22 protein-coding genes, 1 tRNA gene and 3 pseudogenes are annotated in these 26,906 nt (G+C 60.0%); 12 read left to right on the top strand and 14 right to left on the bottom strand.

The genetic code is table 11. The annotated features are described in order from the left end of the window. The first annotated feature begins 104 nt into the window (after positions 1–104). The 4 genes from AB4O25_RS11570 (at position 105) to AB4O25_RS11555 (ending at position 4,011) form a co-directional block, all read left to right on the top strand. A complete protein-coding gene (locus tag AB4O25_RS11570; protein ID WP_003175566.1) occupies positions 105–446 on the top strand; it encodes a ribonuclease E inhibitor RraB in 342 nt (113 codons plus the stop codon). A gap of 400 nt (positions 447–846) precedes the next feature. Further along, positions 847–2,256 (top strand): circularly permuted type 2 ATP-grasp protein, encoded by a 1,410-nt coding sequence (locus AB4O25_RS11565; protein WP_460150868.1) that lies wholly within the window; start codon positions 847–849, stop codon positions 2,254–2,256. A gap of 4 nt (positions 2,257–2,260) precedes the next feature. After that, entirely contained in the window at positions 2,261–3,211 is a 951-nt protein-coding gene (locus tag AB4O25_RS11560) for an alpha-E domain-containing protein (RefSeq protein ID WP_017527410.1), read from the top strand. Further along, positions 3,208–4,011 (top strand): transglutaminase family protein, encoded by an 804-nt coding sequence (locus AB4O25_RS11555; protein WP_460150867.1) that lies wholly within the window; start codon positions 3,208–3,210, stop codon positions 4,009–4,011. The genes AB4O25_RS11560 and AB4O25_RS11555 overlap by 4 nt, the downstream gene beginning before the upstream one ends. A 33-nt stretch (positions 4,012–4,044) precedes the next feature. Here the strand turns inward: AB4O25_RS11555 and AB4O25_RS11550 are convergent. Then, positions 4,045–4,850, bottom strand: a pseudogene (locus AB4O25_RS11550) (cytochrome c). Positions 4,851–5,491: 641 nt separating this feature from the next. Here AB4O25_RS11550 and AB4O25_RS11545 point away from each other — a divergent pair. The 3 genes from AB4O25_RS11545 to AB4O25_RS11535 all read left to right on the top strand — a co-directional run bounded on the left by AB4O25_RS11545 (position 5,492) and on the right by AB4O25_RS11535 (position 9,676). Continuing rightward, a complete protein-coding gene (locus AB4O25_RS11545; RefSeq protein ID WP_460150866.1) occupies positions 5,492–6,697 on the top strand; it encodes an acetyl-CoA C-acetyltransferase in 1,206 nt (401 codons plus the stop codon). A 15-nt stretch (positions 6,698–6,712) separates the two neighbouring features. Beyond that, positions 6,713–8,860, top strand: a complete 2,148-nt coding sequence (locus tag AB4O25_RS11540) for a 3-hydroxyacyl-CoA dehydrogenase NAD-binding domain-containing protein (RefSeq protein WP_017527415.1) — start codon at positions 6,713–6,715, stop codon at positions 8,858–8,860. Positions 8,861–8,950: 90 nt separating this feature from the next. Continuing rightward, positions 8,951–9,676 (top strand): amidotransferase, encoded by a 726-nt coding sequence (locus AB4O25_RS11535; RefSeq protein ID WP_017527416.1) that lies wholly within the window; start codon positions 8,951–8,953, stop codon positions 9,674–9,676. On the opposite strand, the gene AB4O25_RS11530 is transcribed toward AB4O25_RS11535, so the two are convergent. From AB4O25_RS11530 to AB4O25_RS11520, 3 genes are all read right to left on the bottom strand, one after another. Beyond that, positions 9,673–10,644, bottom strand: a complete 972-nt coding sequence (locus AB4O25_RS11530) for a magnesium and cobalt transport protein CorA (protein ID WP_017527417.1) — start codon at positions 10,642–10,644, stop codon at positions 9,673–9,675. The genes AB4O25_RS11535 and AB4O25_RS11530 overlap by 4 nt on opposite strands. Before the next feature lie 59 nt (positions 10,645–10,703). Continuing rightward, on the bottom strand, positions 10,704–11,432 hold the full coding sequence (locus AB4O25_RS11525) for a 1-acylglycerol-3-phosphate O-acyltransferase (RefSeq protein ID WP_017527418.1): 729 nt from the start codon (positions 11,430–11,432) through the stop codon (positions 10,704–10,706). 152 nt (positions 11,433–11,584) lie between these two features. Beyond that, positions 11,585–12,277 carry a crotonase/enoyl-CoA hydratase family protein gene (locus AB4O25_RS11520; protein ID WP_017527419.1) on the bottom strand — a complete coding sequence of 231 codons (693 nt, stop codon included), beginning with the start codon at positions 12,275–12,277 and terminating at the stop codon, positions 11,585–11,587. Positions 12,278–12,596: 319 nt separating this feature from the next. On the opposite strand from AB4O25_RS11520, the gene AB4O25_RS11515 reads away from it, so the two are divergent. Next, positions 12,597–12,686, top strand: a tRNA-Ser gene (locus tag AB4O25_RS11515). 161 nt (positions 12,687–12,847) lie between these two features. Then, positions 12,848–14,407: a sensor domain-containing diguanylate cyclase gene (locus tag AB4O25_RS11510; protein ID WP_017527428.1), complete on the top strand. Its 1,560-nt coding sequence runs from the start codon at positions 12,848–12,850 to the stop codon at positions 14,405–14,407. Between the two features lie 77 nt (positions 14,408–14,484). On the opposite strand, the gene AB4O25_RS11505 is transcribed toward AB4O25_RS11510, so the two are convergent. Together AB4O25_RS11505 and AB4O25_RS11500 are read right to left on the bottom strand one after the other, a co-directional pair. Continuing rightward, the gene (locus AB4O25_RS11505) at positions 14,485–15,063 is read right to left on the bottom strand and encodes a DUF4337 domain-containing protein (protein ID WP_017527429.1); all 579 of its coding nucleotides are present in this window, start codon (positions 15,061–15,063) and stop codon (positions 14,485–14,487) included. Positions 15,064–15,126: 63 nt separating this feature from the next. Further along, positions 15,127–15,252: pseudogene (locus AB4O25_RS11500) on the bottom strand (DUF2784 domain-containing protein); the annotation flags it as partial. 144 nt (positions 15,253–15,396) lie between these two features. Between AB4O25_RS11500 and AB4O25_RS11495 the strand changes: the two are divergent. Next, on the top strand, positions 15,397–16,083 hold the full coding sequence (locus AB4O25_RS11495) for an HAD-IA family hydrolase (RefSeq protein WP_065878229.1): 687 nt from the start codon (positions 15,397–15,399) through the stop codon (positions 16,081–16,083). A 122-nt stretch (positions 16,084–16,205) separates the two neighbouring features. Here the strand turns inward: AB4O25_RS11495 and AB4O25_RS11490 are convergent, their stop codons facing one another. Beyond that, positions 16,206–16,952, bottom strand: a complete 747-nt coding sequence (locus tag AB4O25_RS11490; protein ID WP_017527432.1) for a 3-oxoacyl-ACP reductase family protein — start codon at positions 16,950–16,952, stop codon at positions 16,206–16,208. Between the two features lie 126 nt (positions 16,953–17,078). Here AB4O25_RS11490 and AB4O25_RS11485 point away from each other — a divergent pair, with 126 nt between their 5' ends. Then, a complete protein-coding gene (locus AB4O25_RS11485; protein WP_065878227.1) occupies positions 17,079–18,002 on the top strand; it encodes a LysR family transcriptional regulator in 924 nt (307 codons plus the stop codon). 110 nt (positions 18,003–18,112) lie between these two features. Here AB4O25_RS11485 and AB4O25_RS11480 read toward each other — a convergent pair whose 3' ends face one another. From AB4O25_RS11480 to AB4O25_RS11470, 3 genes are all read right to left on the bottom strand, one after another. Continuing rightward, positions 18,113–18,841: an aspartate/glutamate racemase family protein gene (locus AB4O25_RS11480; RefSeq protein ID WP_065878222.1), complete on the bottom strand. Its 729-nt coding sequence runs from the start codon at positions 18,839–18,841 to the stop codon at positions 18,113–18,115. Between the two features lie 13 nt (positions 18,842–18,854). Then, entirely contained in the window at positions 18,855–20,384 is a 1,530-nt protein-coding gene (locus tag AB4O25_RS11475) for an NCS1 family nucleobase:cation symporter-1 (RefSeq protein WP_017527435.1), read from the bottom strand. Between the two features lie 466 nt (positions 20,385–20,850). Beyond that, complete coding sequence (locus AB4O25_RS11470; protein ID WP_065878221.1) at positions 20,851–21,585, bottom strand: phosphoadenylyl-sulfate reductase; 735 nt, start codon at positions 21,583–21,585, stop codon at positions 20,851–20,853. Between the two features lie 149 nt (positions 21,586–21,734). Between AB4O25_RS11470 and thrH the strand changes: the two genes are divergently transcribed. Beyond that, on the top strand, positions 21,735–22,352 hold the full coding sequence (thrH, locus tag AB4O25_RS11465; RefSeq protein WP_017527437.1) for a bifunctional phosphoserine phosphatase/homoserine phosphotransferase ThrH: 618 nt from the start codon (positions 21,735–21,737) through the stop codon (positions 22,350–22,352). A 38-nt stretch (positions 22,353–22,390) separates the two neighbouring features. On the opposite strand, the pseudogene pabB reads toward thrH, so the two are convergent. The 4 genes and pseudogenes from pabB to rloA all read right to left on the bottom strand — a co-directional run bounded on the left by pabB (position 22,391) and on the right by rloA (position 26,888). Next, positions 22,391–23,649 (bottom strand): annotated as a pseudogene (pabB, locus tag AB4O25_RS11460) (aminodeoxychorismate synthase component I). Between the two features lie 181 nt (positions 23,650–23,830). Continuing rightward, positions 23,831–24,817, bottom strand: coding sequence for an alpha-L-glutamate ligase-like protein (locus AB4O25_RS11455; RefSeq protein ID WP_017527439.1), 987 nt, complete (start codon positions 24,815–24,817; stop codon positions 23,831–23,833). Then, a complete protein-coding gene (gene rloB / locus AB4O25_RS11450; RefSeq protein WP_017527440.1) occupies positions 24,817–26,349 on the bottom strand; it encodes an osmotic stress tolerance membrane protein RloB in 1,533 nt (510 codons plus the stop codon). Before rloB ends, AB4O25_RS11455 begins: the two co-directional genes overlap by 1 nt. Before the next feature lie 5 nt (positions 26,350–26,354). Beyond that, positions 26,355–26,888: a retropepsin-like aspartic peptidase RloA gene (rloA, locus tag AB4O25_RS11445; RefSeq protein WP_017527441.1), complete on the bottom strand. Its 534-nt coding sequence runs from the start codon at positions 26,886–26,888 to the stop codon at positions 26,355–26,357. Positions 26,889–26,906 lie beyond the last annotated feature (18 nt).

Below are 26,906 nucleotides of genomic sequence, written 5' to 3'. Positions count from 1 at the left end.
ACATGCTTGTTTTCCAGCGGTGATGTCATGGCCGTTCCCGCGCCGGTAGGTGCGGGCTTCGGGAAGCACGGAAAGTCTATCCATCGGTTTGAGGAGGACGTTTCATGAGCACAGCCTATCAAGAAGACATCAGTACCCACGTTCTGCGCCGCATGAAAGAAGGCGGCTTCGATTTTTCACGTTTCCACCCCATCGAGTTCTACGCCATTTTCCCGGATGAGGAACGGGCGCGCAGGGCGGCGGGTGAGTTTCGCGGCGAGTCGCTGAACGCCCAGGTCAGTGCGCGCGACGATGGCGCCTGGTACCTGGAGCTAAGCAAGGTCATGTTTGCAACCTACGACGGCATAGGAGACTTCGAGCAGGACTTTGAAGCAGTGGTGGAGCCCCTTGGCGGCATCATAGAAGGGTGGGGCGTCAAGCACCCGGTTCGCCCGTTACCCATGTAGTGGGTTGTCACGCGCAACACCGTGTATCGGCTGACCTCAGGGTCGGCCGATTTTGTTTGTATGACCTGAAACGCCGCGCGACGCCTACCGTACTTTTTGAACCCTAAAAAAAAGCCACCCAACGAGGGTGGCCTAAAGGGAAGAGCGGAGCGCCAAAGGTTATTCAGCAGATGGCGCGATTATCCGCAGGCTTGGCCGGGCAGTGAAATCAACTCTGGCTATGCTGTTGATAGTCAAAGCCTGCATTGCGATGAAGCGCAGGACAACACGCCGGGCATTCTGTGCACCAGGAAGGTGCGACAAGGTGCCTGGATTAATTCAACGCACTGATTTTTAAGTGTTTATGCCGATGGCACGGGCCTTGCGATGGTTCTTGCGTCCGAGTGACAAGGAGTACGGCATGATCCGCACTTATTACGATGAGATGTACGATGGGGCGGGGCAGGTGCGCCCGCACTACCGCGAATTCGCCCGCTGGTTGGCCGACACCCCGGCAGAACTCTTGGCCCAGCGTCGCCGCGAAGCCGATTTGCTGTTTCACCGCGCCGGGATCACCTTCACCCTGTACGGGGACGAGCAAGGCACCGAGCGCCTGATCCCCTTCGACACCATCCCGCGCAGTATTCCGGCCAGTGAATGGCGGGTGGTCGAGCGCGGTTGCATCCAGCGGGTCAAGGCGCTGAACATGTTTCTCGCCGACCTGTACCACGAGCAACGCATCATCAAGGCCGGCATCGTTCCCGCCGAACAGGTGCTGGCCAACGAGCAATATCAATTGGCGATGCAGGGGCTGGATCTGCACCGTGATCTGTATTCCCACATCTCCGGGGTCGATCTCGTACGTGATGGCGATGGCACTTACTACGTGCTGGAGGACAACCTGCGTACACCCAGCGGTGTCAGCTACATGCTCGAAGACCGCAAGATGATGATGCGCCTGTTCCCCGAACTGTTCGCGGCCCAGCGCATCGCGCCCATCGACCATTACCCCAACCTGCTGCTCGATACCCTGAAAAGCTCCAGCCCCCTGGATAACCCCAGCGTGGTGGTACTGACGCCGGGGCGGTTCAACAGCGCCTTTTTTGAGCATGCGTTCCTCGCTCGGGAAATGGGTGTGGAACTGGTGGAAGGGGCTGACTTGTTCGTACGTGATGACCGCGTATTTATGCGCACCACCGACGGCCCCAAGGCGGTGGACGTGATCTACCGTCGCCTCGACGACGCGTTTCTCGACCCGCTGGCGTTCAATCCGCACTCCATGCTCGGCGTACCCGGCCTGCTCGCCGCCTATCGTTCAGGCAACGTGGTGCTGGCCAATGCCATCGGCACCGGGGTGGCGGATGACAAGTCGGTGTATCCCTTCGTCACCGAGATGATCCGTTTTTACCTGGATGAAGAACCGATCCTGAAGAACGTGCCGACCTTCCAGTGCCGCAAACCTGATGAACTGTCCCACGTGCTGGCCAACCTGCCGGACTTGGTGGTCAAGGAAACCCAAGGCTCCGGCGGCTACGGCATGCTGGTGGGGCCCGCGTCCACCGCGGCCGAGATCGAAGCCTTCCGTGCGCGTATCAAGGCCAAGCCCCACGCCTATATCGCCCAACCGACCCTATGCCTGTCCACCTGCCCGACCTTTGTCGAAAACGGTATCGCCCCACGGCACATCGACCTGCGCCCGTTTGTGTTGTCCGGCAAGGAAACCCGTGTAGTCCCCGGCGGCTTGACCCGTGTGGCGCTGCGCGAAGGTTCGCTGGTGGTCAACTCGTCCCAGGGCGGCGGCACCAAAGACACCTGGGTGGTGGAGGATTGATGCCATGTTGAGCAGAACTGCCTCGGATTTATATTGGATGTCGCGCTACCTTGAGCGCGCCGAAAACCTCGCGCGCATGCTCGATGTCAGTTATTCGTTGTCGCTGATGCCCCAGGACGGGCGCGGCGATGGCCTGCATGAACTGGCCATGCCGTTATTGATCACCGGCACCCTGGAGGATTACCGCGAGCGCCACGGTGAATTGCATGCCGAAAACCTGCTGCACTTCTTCGCTCTGGACGCGGCCAACCCGGCCAGTATCTACAGTTGTCTCGGCGCCGCGCGGGCCAGTGCCCATGCGGTGCGTGGGCGAATTACCGCCGACATGTGGGAAAACATCAACGCCACCTGGCTGGATATCCGCGATATCGCCCAACAAGGCCTGGGCCGCTACGGCATGAGCCGTTTCTGCGAGTGGGTCAAGGAGCGCTCACATCTGTTTCGTGGCGCCACCTACGGCACCATCATGCGCAACGACGCGTTCCGTTTCATTCGTCTGGGCACGTTTATCGAGCGCGCCGACAACACCCTGCGTTTGCTGGACGCACGCTATGAAATGGCCGGCGACCGCGCCGAAGCCGTCACCGACGGCACGGCTCACGCCTACTACCAATGGAGCGCCTTGTTGCGCGCGCTGTCGTCGTTCGAGGCCTATACCGAGATTTATCGCGACGCCCCAGGCGCCCGACACGTTGCGCAACTGTTGCTGTTGCGCGCAGACGTGCCGCGCTCGCTCAGGGCCTGCAGCGAAGAGATCGACCAGATCCTCGCCAGCCTGCCAGGCCTCAACGGGCGACCGGCGCAACGCCTGGCCGCCGAGATGGACGCGCGCCTGCGCTTTACCGCCATTGATGAAATCCTCGAAGAAGGCCTGCACGCCTGGCTGACCGACTTTATCCCTTTGGTTCGCCAGTTAGGCGACGCCATCTACAGTTCCTACCTGGAGGCGGCATGAGACTCTCCATCAGCCACGAAACTACCTACCACTACGAAGACCAAGTGCGCGCCAGCATCCAGTACTTGCGTGTGACCCCCCACGACAGCGAGCGCCAGCACGTACTCAGTTGGCAATTGGACCTGCCGCGCCCGGTGCGCGCCCAAGTGGACCCGTTCGGCAATATCCTGCACGTGCTGACCCTGGATGAGCCGCATGACACCATCATCATCGGTGCCCGTGGCCAAGTGGACATCGACGAATTGCGCGAGGCCGAACACGAGAGCCAATCGCCGCTTCCGTTCCTGCGCTGCACGCGCCTGACCGAGCCCGACGAGGCGTTGCGTGAGTTTGCCGAACAGCACTGTTATCAACGTCGCGACCGCACGGCATTGATCGACCTGACGCACGCGCTCAACCACGTGATGGTCTATACCCCTGGCGCCACCGAAGTCGACACCAGTGCCGCGCAGGCCTTTGCCGGCGGGGCGGGTGTTTGTCAGGACCACACTCACGCGTTCCTGGCCTGCGCGCGCAGCCTTGGGATCGCGGCACGCTATGTATCAGGGTATTTGTACACCGAAGACAGCACGCACCTGGCCAGCCACGCTTGGGCCGAAGCCTGGTTGGACGGCGCCTGGTACAGCTTTGACGTGACCAACCAACTGGCACGGCCGGAGCGGCACCTCAAGCTCGCGGTGGGCTTGGATTATCTTGACGCCTGCCCGGTGCGCGGCATGCGCCGTGGCGGCGGGCATGAGCAGATGCATGCCAAGGTGTTCGTGGCGCCCACGCCGGTGATCGCAGTGCAGCAGCAATAATCTCAAGGCGCCGCAGATCAATGTGGGGCGGTCTCAAGGCTGTTGTTTACGCCCCGCCATATGCTTCAAATACCCCACCAGCAAATCCAACTCGCTGTCAGGCAACACGCTGGCGGCGAATGCCGGCATCTTCGCCTGGGGCCAATGCCGCAGACTTTGGGGTCGCGGATATAGCGCTTGAGGAAATCAGCGCCGAAATATTCGGTGGGGCTGTAAGGCGTATTCAAGTCCGGGCCCACCTGTGCATCGCCTGCGCCATTTAGGCGATGGCAGGCCAGGCAGTTTTTCTGGAACAGCGCAAAGCCTCTATTGATCGGGTCATTTGCGGCCAGTGCCGGGTCAGGCAACAGCGCCGGAAAACGCTCGGCCACCGTTTGCAGTTGCTTGATTCTGGAAACTTGGAACGGCCATTGCTCAGGGCTGATATGCCCGGCCTGCGGGTCGGTCCACACCAGGTAGAACGGCCCGGCGCTGGGCTTGCCATCGGCCAGGGCAGGCCATGGTTTGGCGGGGTCTTCCACCGCCAGCCAAGCGCGGGCGCCGTGGTTCTGCAGCAGCGGGGCGGCGGTAAGTTCAGCGGCGAAGCCGTCGAGGGCCACGGCTTGCAGGTGATTTTCAGGCTTAAGGCCTGGTAGGAGTACAGCCAATGGCAATGCGCGATAGGTCATGTTGCGCTTGTAGGAAACGTCATCGACGATCTGCACCGTCTGCGCATCCGGGTGCTTGAGCAGGTCGGCGGTTTGCCAGGTTTTGCTGGTGTGGTCCAGCTCAATGGTCAATTGCGCCGCATGAGCGGGCAGGGCAAGCAGCAAGGCGATAAATGCAAAGATCGGTTTCAAGGCGCAGGCCCCGTGTTAAGTCGCGATGGGGCTCACGATAGCGCAAAAACACGCGTAAAAAGGCAGCCCCTGCAACAGGATCGCTATACACGAAGGCCCGGCAGGTGCTGCCAAAAATCGGTAGTCCTGATGCATGCAGTGCTGCGCACGCGGCATCACCCAATAACTTTGGTCAAGTTGGGCAAGATCAGAATCAGGGTGGTGGCGAACAGAATAAGTCCCGCCTGACGTACTTTTGTGTGCTTGAACATGGCTGACTGCCTTTTGTTGTTATTCCTGAGCGTCAAATACGTGCCGGTTTATTTCAGTATGGCGCGTTGACGTGTCGCTTTTCTTACAGCTGCTCCAGCAAAACCCGGCAGCAACCTCCTACTGATTGAACCTTAGAGCCCCCGTTCTTCAACGCTTAGATCCATTTCATATCAGCTAAGCAGGAAATCAGCTTAAAAACGTATGAGGCATAACGCCATCTTGGCGCCAATGCCTTGGCTAGACAGCTAAAACGATTAACCCGCGAATTACCTTAGGGCCCTACCGTTCGTCCGAGCGTGGGGGTCAAAAGCAATGAGCGCATCCGTCATTGAAACCGTGTCAATCGGGCCTAAGGTAAGGGCACTACTGCGCAATGGTCCGAGGACGTCATGACCCAAGCTTTGATCTTTGATGCGATACGCACACCCCGTGGCAAGGGCAAGGCCGACGGTGCGTTGCACAGCGTCAAGCCGGTGAACCTGGTGGCAGGCCTGCTCACCGCACTGGCGCAACGCAGCGACCTCGACACCCAGCAAGTGGATGACATTGTGCTGGGCTGCGTGACCCCGGTGGGGGATCAGGGCGCCGACATTGCCAAAACCGCCGCTCTGGTGGCGGACTGGGCTATCAGTGTCGCCGGTGTACAGGTCAACCGCTTCTGCGCCTCGGGCCTGGAAGCGGTGAACCTGGGCGCGATGAAAGTGCGTTCCGGCTTTGAAGACCTGGTGGTGGTAGGCGGCGTCGAGTCCATGTCCCGCGTGCCCATGGGCAGTGATGGCGGTGCCTGGGTGCTCGACCCGCAAACCAACATGCACAGCCACTTCACGCCCCAGGGCATCGGTGCCGACCTGATCGCCACCCTCGAAGGCTTTACCCGTGAAGACGTCGACACCTTTGCCCTACAGTCCCAGCAGAAAGCGGCCAGGGCGCGCGCCGATGGTTCCTTCAACAAATCGCTGATTGCGATGCAGGACCAGAACGGCATCGTGCTGCTCGACCATGACGAATTTATCCGTGGCGACTCCACGCTCGACGGTCTGGGCAAGCTCAAGCCCAGCTTCGAAATGATCGGGCAAATGGGCTTCGATGCCACCGCGTTGCGGGTCTACAGCCATGTGGAGCGCATCCGGCATGTGCACACGCCGGGCAACAGCTCCGGCATCGTCGATGGCGCCGCGCTGATGTTGATCGGCTCCGAGGCCAAGGGCCGCGAGCTGGGCCTGCAGCCACGGGCGCGCATCGTCGCTACCGCGGTGACCAGCACCGACCCCACCATCATGCTGACCGGCCCCGCGCCGGCTACCCGCAAAGCCTTGGCCAAGGCCGGTTTGCGCGTGGAAGACATCGACCTGTTCGAAGTCAACGAAGCGTTTGCCTCGGTGGTGCTCAAATTCATCAAGGACATGCGCATTGATGCGGCGCGAGTCAACGTCAATGGTGGTTCCATCGCCATGGGCCACCCACTGGGCGCCACCGGTTGCGCGATCCTGGGCACCTTGCTCGACGAACTAGAAGTGCGCCGGCAACGCTACGGCCTGGCCACCCTGTGTGTCGGCGGTGGCATGGGGATCGCCACCATTATCGAACGCCTCTGATCCAAGGAATTTCTGATGACCGATGCCATTCGTTACGAAAAAGGCCAGGACCGGATCGTGGTGCTTATCCTCGACATGCCCGGCCAGAGCGCCAACACCATGAACGGCGCATACCGCGAGGCCATGGCGGCCACCGTCCTACGTTTGGAAGCAGAAAAGGACCACATCGCTGGGGTGATTATCACCTCGGCGAAGAAGACCTTCTTCGCCGGCGGTGACCTTAATGAACTGATCCAGGTCGACAAGGCCCACGCCAAGGACTTCTACGACGGCGTGCGGGTGTTAAAAGCGCAACTGCGCCGTCTGGAAACCCTCGGCAAACCGGTGGTGGCGGCGATCAACGGCGCGGCCCTGGGGGGCGGTTGGGAGATTTGCCTGGCGTGTCATTACCGGGTTGCGCTGGACGATAAATCGGTGCAGCTCGGTCTGCCGGAAGTCACTCTGGGCCTGTTGCCCGGCGGCGGTGGCGTGGTGCGCATGGTGCGCATGCTCGGCCTGGAAAAGGCCTTGCCGTATTTGCTGGAGGGTAAAAAAATTCGGCCGCAGCAGGCGCTGCAAGCCGGTTTGATCAATGAGCTGGCGGTGAACCGCGACGAGTTGCTGGCCAAATCCCGTGCCTGGATCCTGGCCAACCCGGACGCCAGGCAGCCCTGGGACAACAAGGCCTATCAGCTCCCCGGCGGCACTCCAGCGAGCCCCAAGGTGGCACAGATGCTGGCGATTGCGCCGTCGATCCTGCGCAGCAAAACCAACGGCTGTTTCCCGGCTCCGGAGAAAATCCTCTGCGCCGCCGTCGAGGGTGCCCAGGTGGATGTCGACACCGCGCACCTGATTGAAACCCGCTACTTCACCGAGCTGGTCGTGGGGCAAGTGGCGAAAAACATGATCGGCACCTTCTGGTTCCAGCTTAATCAAATCAAGGCCGGCCGCTCGCGGCCCCAGGGCTTTGCCCCCTATGTGACGCGCAAGGTCGGCGTGCTTGGCGCAGGGATGATGGGCGCGGGTATTGCCTATGCCAGCGCCTGCGCGGGGGTCGACGTGGTGCTCAAGGACATCACCCAGGCCGGTGCCGAGAAGGGCAAGGCGCATTCGGCGGCGTTGCTGGACAAAAAAGTCGGCCGTGGGCAATTGAGCGCCGAGCAGCGGGAAAGCACCTTGGCGCGGATCCATCCTACGGCCTCGGATGCCGACCTGGCCGGCTGTGACCTGATCATCGAAGCAGTGTTCGAAGACCGTGAGCTCAAGGCCAAGGTCTCGGCTGCCGCGCGAAACGTGGTCGGCGCCGATGCGGTGATCGCTTCCAATACCTCCACCTTGCCCATCAGCGGCCTGGCCAAGGCGGTGCCGGATGCCGGCAAATTCATCGGCCTGCATTTTTTCAGCCCGGTACACAAAATGCCTTTGGTGGAAATCATCAAGGGCGCCAACACCTCGGACGAAACCCTGGCCCGTGGGTTCGATTTTGTCCTGCAAATCAAGAAAACCCCGATCGTGGTCAACGACCGTCGCGGCTTCTTTACCTCGCGGGTGTTCGGCACTTTCACCAACGAAGGCATCGCCATGCTCGGCGAGGGCGTGGCTGCGCCGATGATTGAAACCGAAGCGCGCAAAGCGGGTATGCCGGTGGGGCCGCTGGCCGTTTCCGATGAAGTCTCCCTCAGCCTGATGAGCCATATCCGACAGCAGGCGGCCAAAGACCTGCTGGCTGAAGGTAAGAATGTACCTGGGCATCCGGCGACGGCGGTCATCGATCTGCTGGTGAACGAATACCAGCGTTCAGGCAAGGCGGCAGGCGGCGGGTTCTATGAATATCCCAGTGGCGGGCAGAAGTACTTGTGGCCCGAACTGAAAAAGCGCTTTGAACAGCCGGATCAACAGATCTCTGCGCAGGATGTGCGCGACCGTTTGCTGTTTATCCAGGCCATCGAAACCGTGCGCTGCGTGGAGGAGGGCGTGTTGATGTCCACTGCCGACGCCAACGTGGGGTCGATTTTCGGCATTGGTTTTGCGGCGTGGAGTGGGGGAGCGTTGCAGTTTATCAACCAGTACGGCTTGAACGACTTCATCGCCCGCGCCCGTTATCTGGCTGAGCAGTATGGCGAGCGGTTTTCGCCGCCGGCGTTGTTGCTCGACAAAGCCGCACGAGATGAAGTGTTTCGGTGATCGGCGTGTGGGAGGGGGCTTGCCTTGAAGGGGTGTTTCAAGGCAGGCTCTGGGTGTTCAATATTCCCATCGCCGTGTCAGGTATTTTTTATGTCGCTACGCGTCTGCATCCTGGAAACCGATATCCTGCGTCCAGGCTTGATCGATCAGTACCAAGGTTACGGGCAGATGTTCAAGCGCCTGTTCGCCAAGCAACCGATTGCCGCCGAGTTTGTGGTCTACAACGTGGTGCAAGGCGAATACCCGTCGGACGATGAGGTGTTCGATGCCTATCTGGTGACCGGCAGCAAGGCCGATTCATTCGGTACCGACCCCTGGATACAGACCCTCAAGACCTACCTGCTCCAGCGCTATGAGCGTGGCGACAAATTGCTGGGCATCTGTTTCGGTCACCAGCTATTGGCGCTGCTGCTCGGCGGCAAGGCTGAACGCGCCAGCAAAGGCTGGGGCATGGGCATCCATGATTACAAACTCGATACCAAGGCGCCGTGGATGAGCCCGGAGGTACCGGAACTGACGCTGTTGATCAGCCATCAGGACCAGGTCACCACCTTGCCGGACAATGCCACGGTTATTGCCTCCAGCGATTTCTGCCCGTTCGCCGCGTATCACATTGGCGACCAGGTGCTGTGCTTCCAAGGGCACCCGGAGTTCATCCACGACTATTCCCGCGAGCTGTTGGAGATTCTTCAGACAACGCTGGGTGAAACGATCTACACGAACGGCGTAGCGAGCCTTAAGCGTGACCACCACGGCGCCACGGTGGCGGAATGGATGATGCGCTTTGTGGCGCACAAACCTGAGGCGCGCGCTTAAAGCCAACCAGAGCGCTTGAAGCTGGCCCACAAGCCTGTGCAACCTGTCGCAATAAGCCCGAGCACCGCAAAATAGCCGTAGTGCCATTGCAGTTCGGGCATGTTCTGGAAGTTCATCCCATAAATCCCCGCCACTGCGGTGGGGAACGCGAGGATCGCCGCCCACGCGGCAAACTTGCGTTGCACCACGCTCTGGCGCGACGCCTCGAGTAACACACCGATCTCGATGGTCTGGCTGGCAATATCGCGTAGGGTGGTGAGGTCTTCCATTTGCCGTGTCACATGGATCTGCACGTCACGGAAATACGGGCGCATGTTCTTATCGATAAACGGGAAGCTCAGCTTCTGCAATTCCTGGCTGATCTCCACCATCGGCGCTACATAGCGCTTGAGCCGCAGCACGTCGCGGCGCAGGCCGTGGATCTTCTGGATGTCGCGTTCGCTGAGCGAGCTGCACAACACGTTGTGCTCCAGCTCATCGATCTCGGCGTGGATGGCCTCGCTGACCGGCTGGTAATTTTCGGTGACGAAATCCAGCAACGCATACAGTACGAAATCTTCCCCATGTTCCAACAATAGCGGCCGCGCCTCACAGCGCTGGCGCACAAAGCCGTAGGACGCCGAGTGGCCGTTGCGCGCGGTGATGATATAGCCGGTGCCGGCGAAGATATGGGTCTCGATAAACTCCAGCTTGCCGTTCTCGCGCACCGGTGAGTAGGTGACGATAAACAGCGCATCGCCGAAGGTTTCCAGCTTGGGGCGGCTGTGTTTTTCCAGGGCGTCTTCGATAGCCAGTTCATGCAGGTTGAACTGGCGCTGCAGGTTGCTCAGCTCCTGGGCATTGGGCTCTTCCAGGCCGATCCACACAAAGTGCCCGGGTTTGGCGGCCCAGGCCGCGCCTTCATCAAGGGTGATATCCGTGACTTTCTTACCGGCGCTGTAGACGGCGGCTGCAACAACTCTACCCATGGTGCTGGTCACTTCTTATAAAGGGGACAGGTGTTGGGCAGCTTAGCTGGAAGGGAGTTCTATTGTTGCGGCGCTTTGAGTTCGCGGTCCATTGCGGCAATACATTCATCCATCTGCGCCTGGCAAGCCTGCATCAATGCTGGGACGTCATCCGACGTCAGCCCGACGGTAGGAATCGGCGTCAGCGAGCGTATGAGCACATCACCGCTGTTCCAGCGATTGAGCCGCATGTGGGTGACGTAATTGCTGACACACACCTGCACGATGGGCACGCCGGCCGCGATCGCCATATGAAACGCGCCTTTCTTGAATGGCCGCAGGCCTTTGCCGAGGTTGCGCGTGCCTTCCGGAAACACCCAGATCGAGGTGTCTTCATGCTGCAAGGTGTGCGTGGTGGTGAGTATCGCGCGGCGCGCCTTGTGCGCGTTGCCCCGGTCGATCAGCACATTGCCTGCCAGCCAGAACAACTGGCCGAACAGCGGCACCCATTTCAGGCTCTTTTTGGCGATACACACCGTACGGTAGGGCACCACGTTGCCACAGACAAACAGATCGTAATTGGACTGGTGATTGGCGATCACCACGCAGGTGCCAGGCTTGTTGCGCAACGAGTCGACATCGGCCTTCACGTTTAAACGCAATATCCACATGGCCGGCAACGCATACAGGCGAGCGCACAGGCGACTGTTGTCCGGGTTGAAAGGGCGACAGAGCCCAATCAACACGCCTAGCACGCCGGCGAGGATAAAGTGCAGGCCCATCAACAACATACGCAACAGGAAAAGCATCGACACGGCCTATGCGGGCAAAAGGTGGCTCAGTGTACGGTTGTGCACTGTATTCAGCAATTGCCCCTATCGAGGTAGGGGATGGCGTTTCGGATTTGCGTGTAAGAAAAAGCCCGACGAAGGTCGGGCTCTGGCACAACAACTGTAAGCACTTAGCTCAGGCTGTGGCTCTGGTCCCGAATGATCGCGTCGTCCAAGGCTTCCAGCAGCGCCTTACGCACTTTCAACTTGGTGTGCTTGTGGGCGTTCATATTGATCTTCTTCAACTGCCGCGCAGCTTCCAGGGCTGCTGCGTGCAAGTCTTCCGGTGCGACCACCTTATCGAGGAAACCGGCGTGCAACGCGCCTTGTGGATCAAACATCTCGGCATTGATCACCGAGCGATGGAACGCCGACTTGCGTAGACGATCCCGCGCCAACTCGATCCCGGCGTGGTGCATGGTCATGCCGATCGCCACTTCATTCAGGCCAATGCTGAACGGGCCTTCCACCCCAATCCGATAATCCGCCGACAGCAACAGGAAAGCGCCCTTGGCCACCGCATGCCCAGGGCACGCCACAATCACCGGGAACGGGTGCGACAGCAGGCGCCGCGCCAACGTCGAGCCCGACGTCACCAGGCTGATCGCCTCTTTTGGGCCGGCCGTCATTACCTTCAGGTCGTAACCACCCGACAAAATCCCCGGCGTGCCGGTGATCACCACCACCGCCCGATCTTTCTCGGCCTGGTCCAGCGCCTCATTAAACGCACTCACCACCGCCGGAGAAATGGCGTTCACCTTGCCGTTGCTCAAGGTCAGGGTCGCGATACCGTCTTCGAGGTGGTAGGCAATCAACTCACTCATGACGCGGTTCCTTGTAGGACTTGTTATAGAAGAATGCAGCAGACGTTACCCACCACGCCCGCGCCGGTAAAGCGCTGTGACTGACTGGCCAGTCAGGCTTTTCACTCAACCCCGCCCGCAAATGGCCTGCCGCAGGGCGTAGTACCCAGCCTAGACCCTCTTTAACCTGCCCGAGATTGGCACAATCACCACCCCGTACCGGGGCGAATCCGGCATACCCGCCTAAGCGCATGAAAATTCTGAAAAAAACCTTTGCCATCAGCAAGGCTTTCGACTACATTAGCGCGCCTCGACAGACTGAACTGGTTTGACGAGATACGGTGAAGTGTCCGAGTGGCTTAAGGAGCACGCCTGGAAAGTGTGTATACAAGAAATTGTATCGAGAGTTCGAATCTCTCCTTCACCGCCACATTAAGTAAACACAAACCCCCGGTTTTCTAGCGAAAGCCGGGGGTTTGTGGTTTCTGGCGTTTGTAAAAAACAGGCAGGACCCCTGCGGGCTGGCTCTCAGGACAGTGCATACTTGTTCGAAATCTTTGGTAACTCTCCCGCCCCAGCCGGACTGCGTAAATGACCACCCGACCGAAGCCCAAGCTCAACCTTCGCACTCTGATCCTTATTTTTGTCCTGCTCTCTGCGGTCGCAACCCTGGCCAACAGTTTCTGGGTGATGTTCAAGATTCGTAAGCAGGAATTGATTGAGAACGCGCTGGAGGTCAACAAAGCCTATGCCTATAGGATCGCCACGAGTGTCGAGCAGGTATTGCGCTCCGACCTCGATAAGTTGAAGTACGCTTCAGCCGCCATTGGCAAAACGTTTGACGACAAGCGCTATCTGACAGAAGAAACTCAGCGCCTGCTTGGGCAGGATGCCAGTTTCAACTCCGTACTTATCGCCGATGCCACCGGAACCATTATCGCGTCAGCCCCCGAGAGCCTCGCGCTCAATGGCCGTACCCTGCAACACAAGGAACCGCTCAGCCTTCGCGCGCCGATCATCAGCAATGCGTTTGAGTCCATCGCGGGTAATCTGGTGGTGTTTATCTCCCAGCCCGTGTTCGATGGGAAAGGTCAGTATCTGGGCGTTATAGGGGGCAGTGTCCGACTGGAGCAGAGGAATACACTCCAGGCATTGATGGACACCAATGTGCGCCGGGATGGCGCGCATGTTTACTTGATCGATAGCTCACGCCGGGTGCTTTATCACAACGATCCCGAGCAAATCGGCAACATTGTCGCAAAGGGTTCGATCGCCGACGCCGCGCTCAGTCAAGACGCGGGTACGTTGCAGGCAGCGGATGAAAATGGCGTGGAAATGCTCGCGGGGTTCGCCAAGGTAGCCAGCAGCGGTTGGGGAGTGATTTCGCAGCAGCCACTCGACAACATACACGCGCTCCTGCGCCAGACCATGGTCAAGGTTGCACAAGGGATAGCGCCCCTTGCGCTGTTCGGAATCCTCCTGATCTGGTGGTTGGGGGCAAGGATCTCAGCGCCGCTGTCCAAGCTCGCCGACTGCGCCAAACGGTTGGATACGCCTGACAGCTACGAGCGGATCAGTGCAGTCCCGGCGCACTATTTCGAAAGCTGGCAGATTCGCAGGGCGCTGCTATTGGGTGCCAGCCTGCTACAGGAAAAAATCGGCAAGCTGAACCAGCAAGCCCAAACCGATGCATTGACAGGCTTGGCCAATCGTCGAGCGATGCAGGACATTCTGTCGCGTTGGCAGGACGCCGATAAAATGTTCGCCGTCGTTTCCGTGGACATCGATCACTTCAAGCGCGTCAACGACACGTTTGGCCATGCTGTGGGGGATCACACATTGCGGGCCATCGCGGCGCTCATGCAGCAGAATTCACGCTCCAACGACTTGGCCTGCCGGGTCGGGGGAGAGGAGTTCGTACTGTTATTGCCCAACAGTTCGCTTCAGGCCGCAGCCGACGTCGCCGAGCGACTACGATGCTCGATTGCGGCAGCGGATATCGACACAGTCGGGCACATCACCGTCTCGCTTGGCGTGGCGCTTTGGCACCCCGCAAGTGAACCGATCTCTGCCGTGCTTGAGAGGGCTGACCGGTTGTTGTACCAAGCCAAGCAAGAAGGGCGTAATCGGGTCGTGGTGGAGCAGGCCTGAAGGGGCCTCGCACCCGAGGTCAAAACCCGGGAAGGGTTGGCCTCGTCATGCTGGGTACGCAGCTGTCCAGCCTCATGCTAAAGATGCAACCACGCCAAACTTCCTAACACCACGGCTACCCCTGCCGCCGTATACGCCAAGCGTTTCAACCACTCCTTTCTTGTCAGCAACGTAATCGCCGCCAGCGAAATTGCGATCTGAATCGCGGTCATTGCCTGGGCCCAGCGGTGATGCTGGTGCAGGGCCTGTTCGGATTTTTCATCCCATTGCCGAGACGTGGCCTCAAGTTTCTCCGCTTGTTTGCGCACGTCTTCCTTCTGGTTTTTGTAGCGTTCGCTCTCGTCCTTGTAATGCGCGGCGTCCACGCCGGGAATATGCATGGCCAGTTCCGCCAGGTTCTGTCGGCTGGATTTGGCCTGGTAGTAATTCCACTGGTTGGCGGCTTCGGTCTTGAAGATGGCGGCGTTGTTCTTATCCATCGCCGCTTCGCTTTCGGTGGAGCCGGCCTGGTAGCTGAGCATGGCGCCGAGGGTGGCCATCAGTGCTGTCATGACGGCAATGCGGCTGGCGAAATTGTCCCCGCGGGCGTGGGCATGTTCGGTGGTGTGTTCGAGATGTTTTTCGTGGGGGCTGGGGACTTCGAAGGCTTCGGACATGGCGGCGGCTATGAAGGGGCTGAGGGACTGTGATTCTTCACCACCGCAGCTGTCTCCAGCCTGTCGATAATGTCGGATCAGCCGGGTGTACACCGCGATATTGATCGCCAGCACCGCCGCGCCCAGCAGCCACTGGATTTGCGGCGTCAGCCCGGCCGGGTAGATCAAGGTGAGGATGTAGTGTTCGACAGCATGAGGCTGTCGGCGGCGAGACGGTAGAGCATGGCGGGCACTTCAGAAAGGCGAGGCGTACAGTCTAAAGGGTTGCTCGCAGGTAAGCGCGGCCGCTATTGTGCTGAATCCATTTAGTCCTTCCTCCCAGGATCTGTTGTGATGAATGCACCGCGTACCGCTGCTCCGATCAAGGCTGTGATTTTCGATATGGACGGGTTGTTGCTGGATACTGAAGGCATCTACACCGAAGTCACGCAGATCATTGCCGAGCGTTATGGTCGTACCTATGACTGGGGGATCAAGCAGCACATCATCGGGCGCGGGGCACAGGACCTGGCGGATTATGTGGTCAAGGCGTTGAATCTACCGATCACCCCGGCGCAGTTTCTGGAAATCCGTGAGCCGCTGATGAGCGAGCGCTTCCCCAAGGCCCTGGGCATGCCCGGTGCCGAGGCGCTGGTGCGGCACTTGAAGGCGCACAATATTCCGATTGCCGTGGGCACCAGTTCGTCGCGCAATTCGTTTGGCCACAAGACCACGCTGCACCGCGAGTGGTTTGGCTTGTTCGACACGATCGTGACTGCTGACGACCCGGAAGTCGGTGCTGCCAAACCTGCGCCGGATATCTTCCTCACCGCTGCCCGCCGCCTGGGCGTGGCGCCCGAAGATTGCCTGGTGTTCGAAGACTCACCGTTTGGCGTCACCGCTGCCAAGGCGGCCCATATGACCGCCATCGCCGTGCCCGATGAAGCCATGGCCGACAGCAAGTACCCGCATGCCGACCAGATCATCCGCAAACTCGCGGACTTTGACCTGGCTGCGTACGGCCTGCCGCCCCTCTCCTGAACCTGTCGGTCAAAATGTGGGGGCAGGCTCCCGATGGCGGTGTGACAGTTGGTATCGTTATTGACTGAACCACCACCGTCGGCAGCACGCCCCACATTGGGTTTTGCATTTCTGCAGAAAACCTATGCGCTGAACCCGCCATCGATGGTCAGGCTGGCGCCAGTGATGTAGCCGGCTTCCGGGCCTGCGAGGTAAGCCACAAAGCTGGCGATTTCCTCTACGTGCCCATAACGCCCCACCGCCATCAAATTCATCAAGCTTGCCGCGAACTCACTGTTCGCCGGGTTCATATCGGTGTCCACCGGCCCAGGCTGCACGTTATTAATGGTAATACCCCGTGGCCCCAGATCCCGCGCCAAGCCCTTGGTCAATCCCACCAGCGCGGCCTTGCTCATGGCATACGGCCCGCCACCGCCAAACGGCATGCGCTCGGCATTGGTGCTGCCGATATTGATCACCCGGCCACCTTCGCCCATATGCCGGGCCGCTTCCTGGGTGGCGATAAACACGCTGCGTACGTTGATCGCCAGGGTCTGGTCGAAGTCTTCCAGTTTGAAATCTTCCAGCGGGGCGATGGCCAGCACGCCGGCGTTGTTCACCAGGATATCCAGGCGCCCAAAAGCGGCGACGGTGGCGTTGACGGCGTTGCGAATCGCGCTGGCATCGGCGCTGTCGGCCTGAATCGCCAGGGCTTTGCCGCCTTCGTTGATCACGCTGTTCTGCAATTCTTCAGCCTTGGCGGCTGAGCTCACGTAAGTAAAGGCGACGGCTGCGCCTTGTGCTGCAAGACGTTTGACGATGGCGGCGCCGATGCCGCGAGAACCGCCTTGTATCAAGGCGACTTTGCCGCTGAGGTTAGGGGTGGTCATGTCGATCTCCTGGCTGTGCAAGGCCCAATGCCTTGTTGTTGGAACCGAGTATCGACCCCGCCCACCCCAACCGGTAGACCGTGATTGCTATAGTCTGTGTAAACCAAAAGTTTAGAGTGTGGCCTTATGGAGAGCTTTGGCAGTATCGAATGCTTCGTACGCAGCGCCGAAGGTGGCAGCTTTGCCGAAGCCGCGCGCCACCTGAGCCTGACGCCGGCGGCGGTGGGCAAAAGCGTGGCCAAGCTGGAAGTGCGTCTGGGTGTGCGGTTGTTCCAGCGCAGCACGCGCCGTCTCGCGCTGACCGAGGCCGGCAAGCTGTTCCTCGAAGAGGTCAGCGCCAGCCTCATCACCATCCAGAATGCCGTGGCCAACCTGGCCAGCGCCGAGGGGCGGCCGGTGGGCACGCTCAAGGTCAGCATGGGCACGGTGTTCGGCAATCGCTATGTGGTGCCTTTGCTTGGCGCGTTCATGCAACGTTTTCCGGATATCCGCCCGGACTGGCATTTCGATAATCGCCAAGTCGACCTGATCGGCCAGGGCTTTGATGCCGCCATCGGCGGTGGTTTCGAACTGCCCCAGGGTGTGGTGGCGCGCAAGTTGACCCCGGCGCACCGGGTGCTGGTGGCCTCGCCGGATTACCTGGCGAAGCGCCCGCCGGTGTCGGTGCCTGAGGATTTGGCGCGTTGCACCGGCATCCTCATCCGTTCACCGCAAACCGGCCGTGTGCGTTCCTGGCAATTGACCAGCATCGAGCGCGACCACAGCCCGTTGGTGCTCAAGCCCGGCATGACCATGAGCGACTCCGAAGCCGCCTGCTGCGCCAGCGCCCAGGGCCTGGGCATCGCCCTGGTCAGCATGCCGATGGCCGTGCCGTTCCTCGACAGCGGCGCGGTGGTTCGTGTGTTGCCCGATTGGTATGTGGATGACGGCAATATCTCCATCTACTACGCCGAGCATAAATTGCTGCCCGGCAAGACCCGGGCGTTTGTGGATTTCATCATCGAGCAGTTCGCCGAGCAGAACTTGGGCCAGAGGTTCAGCGCACTCTAAGGCCAGGCACAGTTCAAGACGTGTGTGGGGGCGTGCCCCGATAGCAGTGGGTCAGTCATCCATCAGCCAGCTGACACCCTCGCATCGGGAGCAAGCCCTCACATTCGATCTCAACGGCCGAACGTGCCCGGCCAGCCCATGATCTTTTTAGGCCTTGGCGTCGCATAAGTCCGAATTTTGGACGTCGACAGCCCCAACCGCACCAACGATTCGGCAATCGTCACCGCCGCCGTCACCCCATCCACCACCGGCACGCCGGTGCGCTGGCGAATGTGTTCGTCCAACCCGGCCATGCCGCCGCAGCCCAGGCAGATCACTTCGGCCTTGTCTTCCCCAATGGCCAGCTCCGCCTGGCGCACAATGGCTTCCATGGCGGCCAGCGGGTTTTCTTCCAATTCCAGCACAGCCATGCCGCTGGCCCGCACCGAGGCGCAGCGTTGGTACAGGCCGGCGAGCTTCAGGCGGTCTTCAATCAGCGGCACCGTGCGGTCCAGGGTGGTCACCACCGAATAAGCGTGGCCCAGGAACATGGCGGTGCTGGCGGCGGCTTCGGTGATATCCACCACCGGCACGTTCAACAATTCCTGCAAGCCTTCGCGGCCATGTTCGCCGTAGCCGGCCTGGATCACTGCGTCGAATGGCTGGTCGTAAGCCATGACCCGGTCCATCACGGCGATGGCCGCCAGGTAGCTTTCGAAATTGCCCTCCACCGACTCGGCGCCAAAGTACGGGGTGAGTCCGACGATTTCGGTGCCCGGCGCCGCCACGGCCCGCGCTTGCTGGGCGATGGTGTCGGTGATGGAGGCGGTGGTGTTGACGTTGACCACGAGGATACGCATGGAATGTCCTTGATTAATGACTGACGTTATCGACTGCAATGCTTTCGCCGCTGACATCGGCGTAAAACGGTTCGCGCTTGGCGATCAGCAGGTACAGCACCCCTGCAATACCGGCGCCAAACAGCCAGGAAAACGGCGAGACGCTGGCAAAACCCGGCAACAGCGCCAGCAGGATGGCGATCACCGCCGCAGGAATAAACGCCGCGACGGCACGTAAATTGACCCCACGGCTGTAGTGATAAACGCCTTTCGGATCTTCGCTGTACAACTGCGGTACATCCACCTGGCTTTTACGGATCAGCCAGTAATCAACCATTATCACCCCGTACAGCGGCCCCAGCAGCGCGCCCAGGCCGGAGAGGAAATACACAATCACCAAGGGGCTGTTGTAGAGGTTCCACGGCAGGATCAACACCGCCACGGTGGCGCTGATCAACCCGGCACGCCGAAAGTTCAGGTACTTGGGCGCCAGGTTGCTCAGCACAAAGGCCGGGGCGACGAAATTGGCCATGATGTTCACCGCCACGGTGACAATCAGGAACGCCAGGCAACCCAGCACGAGAAAGAAGGTGTTGGGGATGGCCGCGATGATTTCGGTGGGGCTTTCGATCACTCGGCCATTGAGCTGAAATTGCCCGCCGCACAGCAGCACGGTGATGGCGGCGAACACCAGGATGTTCACCGGCAGGCCCCAGAAATTACCGACCTGTATGGTTCTGCGGCACGGTGAAGAGCGGGCGAAATCACAGAAGTTGAGGATCAGCGTGCCGTAGATCGCCAACCACAGCGCGCCGCCGGCAAAGATATTGCGCCACATCTCGCCGCCGCTCAGGGGTTCGCGGATCGACCAGGCAATATTGCCGCCCGCCTGGAAGTACATCCAGCCGGCCAAGGCAGCCATCGTTGCCAGGATCACCGGCCCGGCGAAGCCTTCGTAGCGCCGCACCATCTCCATGCCGTAGGCCAGGATCACCAGTTGCACGAACCAGATCGCCACAAAACACACCCAACCCAGGGTGGATAAGCCCAGGATCGCGTTGTGGTCATACTCGGCAAAGCCTGGATGAATTGCCGTCAGCAGCACGCGGAAAACCACCGATGCCAGGTAGGTCTGGATACCAAACCAGGCAATCGCAATCACCGCACGGATCAGCGCCGGAAGCTGCGCGCCATGAATACCGAAACTGATACGGCTGATCACTGGAAACGGCACCCCGGTCTTCTGGCCCATATACCCCGACAGGTTCATGAAGAAGTACACCAGCGCCGCGCCGATCCCCAGGGACAGCAGGATTTGCCAACCGCCCAGGCCCAGCGCATACAGGCCGATGGCGAACGAATAATTGGCGATGTTGTGCACGTCATTGGTCCACAGCGCAAAAATGCTATAGCGCCCCCAACGCCGGCCTTCCACCTTGGTAGGCGCCAGGTCCTTGTTGTGCAGGCGTGGGCTGAGTACCAGCGGGCCGGGGCCGGCGGCCTCGGGGTTCAAGGCTGAAGAGGGCAGATCCAGTGCGAGGTCATTCGAGAGGCTAGTACGCATTCCGGCAGGCTCCAGCACATCTGCAGCAAAGCGGCGGATGGCAAAGTGTATGTAGGTTTTGTATTTATTGTATACAAATCACTTTTCACCTTAAGCCACATGCGTGCCAGTTTTGGATCTATGAAAACCCTGGCTAATTTCGTTTTAATAGGGCATCTAAATAACTGGCTGAATTTAAAGATTTATAAATTGACCGATTGAACAGTTATTTATTTTTAAGGTGTAAGCGTGGGGTTCAACGAGACAGACGATAGTCGGGGGCAGGTGTTACGTTATGGTGCGTCTGAATAAGAATTGCACACATAAATGGCACCAATGGTTACATGTGTGTGTACATTTCAAGCCTAAATACAAAACAAATGTGGAGGGGCTTGCCTCCGATAGCGGTGTTTCAGTCAAACATACGCTGACTGACAGACCGCTATCGGGGCAAGCCCCCTCCCACATTTTCCAACCGCGTCAACCCTCACGCCTTGCTGATGATGTTCCCCGCATGCAGCCCGCATTCCTTCTGCGTGGCCTCTTCCCACCACCAGCGGCCTTCGCGCTCGTGTTGGTTGGGCAACACCGGCCGGGTGCATGGCTCGCAGCCGATGCTGATAAAGCCGCGTTCATGCAGGCTGTTGTAGGGCAGTTCCAGCATGCGGATATAACCCCAGATCTCTTCGCTGGTCATTTGCGCCAACGGGTTGAACTTGTACAGGGTGCGTTCCGGGGTGGAAAAGGCTGTGTCGATCTCCAGCACCGCCACCTGGCTGCGGGTGCCGGGGCTCTGGTCGCGGCGTTGGCCGGTGGCCCAGGCGCTCACGCCGGACAATTTGCGGCGCAGCGGTTCGATCTTGCGCACGCCGCAGCATTCGCCATGGCCATCCTTGTAGAAGCTGAACAGGCCCTTTTCCTTGACGAACGGCTCCAGCTTGCTCTGGTCCGGCGAGATCAGTTCGATGTCGATTTTGTAGAACTCGCGTACCTGCTCGATAAATCGGTAGGTCTCCGGATGCAGGCGGCCGGTGTCGAGGCTGAACACCTTGACGTTCTTGTTCAGCTTCCAGGCCATGTCCACCAGCACCACGTCCTCGGCACCGCTGAAAGAGATCCACAGGTCATCGCCGAACTGGCTGAACGCCAGCTTGAGAATGTCCTGGGCGGATTTGTTGGCATAGGTCGTGGCGAGTTCAACGACGTCGAAGGCTTGGTTCATCAGGACGGTTCCTACAGGTCAGTGGCGCTGAGCGCTCTCTAGGTGGGCGATGGTAACAAAATCCGCTCTGCGTTGCGGCGGCGAGCTTGAATCGCTAGAGTTCGGCAGTCGTTTTGCCCGCTCAACCAATAAATCCAATGGAGTGTCTTGTGGAAATTGCCTGTCTTGACCTGGAAGGGGTGCTGGTTCCGGAAATCTGGATCGCCTTCGCCGAAAAAACCGGTATCCAATCCCTGCGGGCCACCACCCGCGACATTCCCGACTACGACGTGCTGATGCAGCAACGTCTGCGCATCCTCGACGAACACGGGCTCAAGCTTGCCGACATACAGGCCGTGATCGCCACGCTCAAGCCGCTGGAAGGCGCCATCGAGTTCGTCAACTGGCTGCGCGAGCGCTTCCAGGTGGTGATCCTGTCCGACACGTTCTACGAGTTCTCCCAGCCGCTGATGCGCCAACTGGGCTTCCCGACCTTGCTTTGCCACCGTCTGATCACCGATGAAAATGACCGGGTGATCAGCTACCAACTGCGCCAGAAAGACCCCAAGCGCCAGTCGGTGCTGGCGTTCAAGAGCCTGTACTACCGCGTGATCGCCGCCGGCGATTCCTACAACGACACCACCATGCTGGGCGAAGCCGACCGTGGGATTCTGTTCCACGCGCCGGAGAATGTGATTCGCGAGTTCCCGCAGTTCCCAGCGGTGCATACGTTTGAGGATTTGAAGCGGGAGTTCATCAAGGCTTCGAATCGGACGTTGAGCCTGTAAGTCATTCAGTTGATGCCCAAAGCCACGAGGGTCGTGCGTTACAAACTTTCCAAGGTTTGTAACAGCACCCGTACCTTGGTCAGCGACTCCTGATACTCCGCCTCCCACTGCGAATCCGCCACGATCCCGCCTCCGCCCCAGCAGCACACCTGGCCATCCTTGACCAGCAAAGTGCGGATGGCGATGGAGCTGTCCATCTCGCCGCGCACGTCCAGGTACACCAGGGAGCCGCAATACAAGCCGCGTCGCGTCGGCTCCAGTTCGTCGATGATCTGCATTGCGCGGATCTTCGGCGCACCGGTAATGGACCCGCCGGGGAAGCTGCCGGCGATCAGGTCGAGGGCGTCTTTGTTGTCGGCCAACTCGCCGATAACGCTGCTGACCAGGTGATGCACGTTGGGGTAGCTTTCCAGGCTGAACAACTCCGGCACGCTCACCGAGCCGGTGCGACAGGTGCGGCCGAGGTCGTTGCGCAGCAGGTCGACAATCATCAGGTTTTCGGCGCGATCCTTGGGGCTGGCCAGCAGTTCGGCGGCGTGGGAGGCGTCTTGTTCAGGCGTTGCGCCGCGTGGCCGCGTGCCTTTGATCGGGCGGGTTTCAACCTGGCCCTCGCTGACCCTGACGAAGCGTTCCGGTGACAAGCTCAGCACCGCGCCGGCATCCGGCAGGCTCTGGAAACCGGAAAAGGCGTTGGGCAGGCTGCGCGCAAGGCGCAATAAGCCGCCCATGGATCACCGATGCACGGCGCGCGAAAACGCTGGGCAAAGTTGACCTGGTAGCAGTCACCGGCCTGGATGTAATCCTGAATGCGCACGATGGCCTGGTGGTAAGCCTCAGGGGTCAGGTCCGACTTCATTGGTCCCTTCAGCGCGAACGGCGCCGTGGTCTCGGCCGTCGGTTGACTGAACAGCGCGATCAAGCGTTGCCGCTCGCTGTCAGCCAGCGCCGGGTGGAACACCAGTTGACTGGTTTGCACCTGGTGATCACTGATCAGCGCCCAGGCATACAAACCGAAGCGCGCGTCCGGCAGGTGCAAGTCATCCACCGCCAGGTGCGGCATTTGCTCCAGGTGTCGGCCAAAGTCATAGCTCAGGTAGCCGATCAAACCACCGACAAACGGCAAGGTGTAACCGTGGGGCAGGCTGGCGTTACCCAACTGAGTCAGGTTTTTACGCAAACGCTGCAGGAAATCGCTGCCGCTTTCGTCGGGCTCCACCGCCAAGGTCGCCTCGGGCCAGGCGCTGAGCAGGTCATAACGCCCGCGCTCGGCCACCGGCCGGCCGCTGTCGAGTAGCACCGCGCCGGGCGCATGGCGAATCGCCGCAAAATACTCGGCGGGGTTGGCCCGGTAGGGCAGCGGGTGTACGGAACAGGTCGACATGCGGGGTGGATCAGCCAAGGCGCGGGGAGGGGATTGTAGTCCCCCGTAGGATTTGCTCCTAGAGGGGATGTCGGGGATAGACAGTTCGAAGGCCGGATCAACCTTCGACGGGCGGAATATGCCCAAACATTTCCTGTACGAACTTCACTCGTTCTTCCACCGTTTCCGTCACGCCGGCAGCTTTCAGCGCTTCCAATCGGGCCTCCACCGCATGGGTGCGCAGGGTCAGCCCACAGTCGTTGGCGATCTGGATATTCAGCCCCGGCCGTGCATTCAGCTCCAGAATCAGCGGGCCTTTTTCCTGGTCCAGCACCATGTCCACGCCGATATAGCCCAACCCGCACAGCTCGTAGCAGCCCGCGGCGAGCTTCATGAAACCGTCCCAGTTGGGCAACTGCACGCCGTCCACCGCGTTGGTGGTGTCGGGGTGCTTGGTAATGATGTTATTCAGCCAGGTGCCACGTAGGGTCAGGCCGGTGGCCAGGTCCACGCCCACGCCGATCGCGCCCTGGTGCAGGTTGGCCTTGCCGCCGGACTGGCGGGTCGGCAAGCGCAGCATGGCCATCACCGGGTAGCCCATCAGCACAATGATGCGGATATCCGGTACGCCTTCGTAACTGATGCTTTTGAAGATCTGGTCGGGCACCACGCGGTATTCGATCAGCGCACGGTCACGGTGGCCGCCCAGGGAGTACAGGCCGGTGAGGATGCTGGAGATCTGATGTTCGATCTCTTCATGGCTGATGATTTTGCCGGACACCGTGCGATAGCGCCCTTCAAAGCGGTCGGCCACGACGAGGATGCCATCCCCGCCGGCACCCTGGGCCGGCTTGATCACGAAGTCGCTGCGCCCGGCGATAATTTCGTCGAGCTTGTCGATTTCCTTCTCGGTGGAGATCACCCCGTACATTTGCGGCACATGGATGCCGGCGGCGATCGCGCGTTCCTTGGTGATGATTTTGTCATCCACGATCGGGTACAGGCTGCGCTTGTTGTACTTGAGCACGTAGTCGGCGTTACGCCGGTTGATGCCCATGATCCCCCGCGCTTCGAGGGCTTTCCAGGTCTTCCAGAAGCCGAACATTACGAGTCAGCCTTGAGGAAGGCCTTGAAGCGCACCAGTTCGGTCAGGCGATAGCCGCGATAACGCCCCATGGCCAGCATGAAGCCCACCAGGATCAGCAGGATCGCCGGGAAGGTGAACACGAAGTAGATCAACTCCGGCACGCTCATGATGATGTGCGCCAGGGACGCGGCGAACAGCGTACCAATCGCCACCTTCATCGCATGGCCACCGCCGCGTTCTTCCCAGGTAATCGACAGGCGTTCGATGGTCATGGTCAGGATCACCATCGGGAACAGTGCCACGGAGAGGCCGCGTTCCAGGCCCAGCTTATGGCTGAACAGGCTGATGGCCGCGATCAGTACCACCACGAACGTCAGCACCACCGACAGCCTCGGCAGCATCTGCAGCTTCAAATGTTCAAGGTACGACCTGAGCGACAGCCCCAGCGCGGTGATCACCGTAAACAGCATGATCCCGAAGCCCAACTGCGTTTCGCGGAACGCCAGGGCGATCAACACCGGGGTGAACGTGCCCAGGGTCTGCAGGCCGATCAGGTTACGCAGGATCAGAATCACCAGCACGCCGATCGGGATCATCACCATGATCATGAAGGTCTGCTGGGTTTGCAGCGGCAAGCCATACAGCGAGTATTCGAGGAAATTGGCGTCGGTGTTTTCGTCGGTCAGCTTGGCCAGGCGAATGGCGTTCATCTCGCTGTTGTTCAGGCTGAAGGTGACCATGGCTTTCTTGCCGCCATCGACGGTGATCAGGTTTTCATCGCCGGTCCACCACAGCAGGCGGTCGGCGGGCAGGCCCTGTTCGCCGGTTTCCGGGTTGAAATACAGCCAGTCATTGCCATTGAAGCTGCGCAGCCACAGTTCCGGGGTTTGCGGTTGGTCGGCGACCAGGCGGATGGTGTGCACCTTTTCCACCGGCACATGGGCGATGGACAACAGCAACTCGACGATCTTGGCCTTGTGCGGCGTCGACGGGTCGCCCGCCAGCAACAACTTCACATTGTCGTCATTGAGGTTGTTGGTGCGCTTGATCGCTTCGGTAATGAAGGTCTCGACGTCGGCCGAATGCTGGCGGATCGGTGCCAGCAGGGCTTCGGCGGCGATTTTTTCCGGGCCTTCCACGGCGATGCTGTCGCGGAAGGTCGGGCCTTTGATCTTGGCTTTTTCGCCGCTGTAACGCTTGGTCAGCACCAGGCGGTAATACAGGGTCTGGTTGCCCTTGGCCCGGCGTGCCGACCAGGTGACCTTGCGGTTACCGTCGATGCGGTTGACGCTGACCCCGTAGTTATTGGAAATGAAACTCTCATTAAGGCTGACGAAGTCGCGGCTCAAGGGGGGCACGAACATCTGGATTTTCACCGGGTCTTTCGGGCTGGCGACGAACTCGACTTTGGCGTCGATGTTCCACAGGTCGTCGGTGGCGTCCTCGGTGACGGGAATGCCCAGCACGAAAATCTGATAGGCGGTGACCGAAATACCCAGCACCACCAGGATGGCGATCAGGATTTTCAGGTGCAGGGTAAGAGAGCGCATTCGGTTTACTCGGCGGTATGAGCGTCGGCGGCGCAGGCGGGTTTGCCTGCTGCGTATTTAAGACTGGGGTCGATCAGCGCATCAAAGCGTTTCAACGCTTCGGAGCCGATCAGCAGCGGGTATTGGAAAGCGCTGCGGTCAGTCAAGTTCACTTCGATGCTGCGTAAAGCGCTGCCCATGCAGATATCCAGGGAAATCACCGGGCGGGCGGTGTAGTTCTTGTCTTCATCGGGGTCGTAGTCGCCAGCGCGGCGCTTGATCTTGCTGACGCGGGCCAGGGGGCGCTCGATGGGGTGGGAATGGGCGGCGTCGATGGCCAGGTAGAACCGCACCCAGGATTCGCCGTTGCGCTTGAAACGCTTGATATCGCGGGCGCTGAGGGACGCGGTCTTGGCACCGGTGTCCAGCTTGGCGGCGACCTCCAGGTCGATATCAGCCAATTGGGCATATTCGTTGAGGCCATACACGGTCTTCTCGGCGGCAACGCCAAGGCTCGGTAGGCACAGTAGGCAAAACAGGGGGAAGGGCTTGAGTCTCATAGATCCTGAGGCGGTGCA

This window comes from Pseudomonas sp. S3_A03 (assembly GCF_054668275.1).
This window is presented reverse-complemented; position numbering and strand designations above follow the sequence as displayed.

Bases quoted from the DNA above. Each gene is read 5' to 3' on its own strand.
- AB4O25_RS11570 (WP_003175566.1), top strand. From the start codon at position 105: ATGAGCACAGCCTATCAAGAAGACATCAGTACCCACGTTCTGCGCCGC.
- AB4O25_RS11565 (WP_460150868.1), top strand. From the start codon at position 847: ATGATCCGCACTTATTACGATGAGATGTACGATGGGGCGGGGCAGGTG.
- AB4O25_RS11560 (WP_017527410.1), top strand. From the start codon at position 2,261: ATGTTGAGCAGAACTGCCTCGGATTTATATTGGATGTCGCGCTACCTT.
- AB4O25_RS11555 (WP_460150867.1), top strand. From the start codon at position 3,208: ATGAGACTCTCCATCAGCCACGAAACTACCTACCACTACGAAGACCAA.
- AB4O25_RS11545 (WP_460150866.1), top strand. From the start codon at position 5,492: ATGACCCAAGCTTTGATCTTTGATGCGATACGCACACCCCGTGGCAAG.
- AB4O25_RS11540 (WP_017527415.1), top strand. From the start codon at position 6,713: ATGACCGATGCCATTCGTTACGAAAAAGGCCAGGACCGGATCGTGGTG.
- AB4O25_RS11535 (WP_017527416.1), top strand. From the start codon at position 8,951: ATGTCGCTACGCGTCTGCATCCTGGAAACCGATATCCTGCGTCCAGGC.
- AB4O25_RS11530 (WP_017527417.1), bottom strand. From the start codon at position 10,644: ATGGGTAGAGTTGTTGCAGCCGCCGTCTACAGCGCCGGTAAGAAAGTC.
- AB4O25_RS11525 (WP_017527418.1), bottom strand. From the start codon at position 11,432: ATGCTTTTCCTGTTGCGTATGTTGTTGATGGGCCTGCACTTTATCCTC.
- AB4O25_RS11520 (WP_017527419.1), bottom strand. From the start codon at position 12,277: ATGAGTGAGTTGATTGCCTACCACCTCGAAGACGGTATCGCGACCCTG.
- AB4O25_RS11510 (WP_017527428.1), top strand. From the start codon at position 12,848: ATGACCACCCGACCGAAGCCCAAGCTCAACCTTCGCACTCTGATCCTT.
- AB4O25_RS11505 (WP_017527429.1), bottom strand. From the start codon at position 15,063: ATGTCCGAAGCCTTCGAAGTCCCCAGCCCCCACGAAAAACATCTCGAA.
- AB4O25_RS11495 (WP_065878229.1), top strand. From the start codon at position 15,397: ATGAATGCACCGCGTACCGCTGCTCCGATCAAGGCTGTGATTTTCGAT.
- AB4O25_RS11490 (WP_017527432.1), bottom strand. From the start codon at position 16,952: ATGACCACCCCTAACCTCAGCGGCAAAGTCGCCTTGATACAAGGCGGT.
- AB4O25_RS11485 (WP_065878227.1), top strand. From the start codon at position 17,079: ATGGAGAGCTTTGGCAGTATCGAATGCTTCGTACGCAGCGCCGAAGGT.
- AB4O25_RS11480 (WP_065878222.1), bottom strand. From the start codon at position 18,841: ATGCGTATCCTCGTGGTCAACGTCAACACCACCGCCTCCATCACCGAC.
- AB4O25_RS11475 (WP_017527435.1), bottom strand. From the start codon at position 20,384: ATGCGTACTAGCCTCTCGAATGACCTCGCACTGGATCTGCCCTCTTCA.
- AB4O25_RS11470 (WP_065878221.1), bottom strand. From the start codon at position 21,585: ATGAACCAAGCCTTCGACGTCGTTGAACTCGCCACGACCTATGCCAAC.
- AB4O25_RS11455 (WP_017527439.1), bottom strand. From the start codon at position 24,817: ATGTTCGGCTTCTGGAAGACCTGGAAAGCCCTCGAAGCGCGGGGGATC.
- rloB (WP_017527440.1), bottom strand. From the start codon at position 26,349: ATGCGCTCTCTTACCCTGCACCTGAAAATCCTGATCGCCATCCTGGTG.
- rloA (WP_017527441.1), bottom strand. From the start codon at position 26,888: ATGAGACTCAAGCCCTTCCCCCTGTTTTGCCTACTGTGCCTACCGAGC.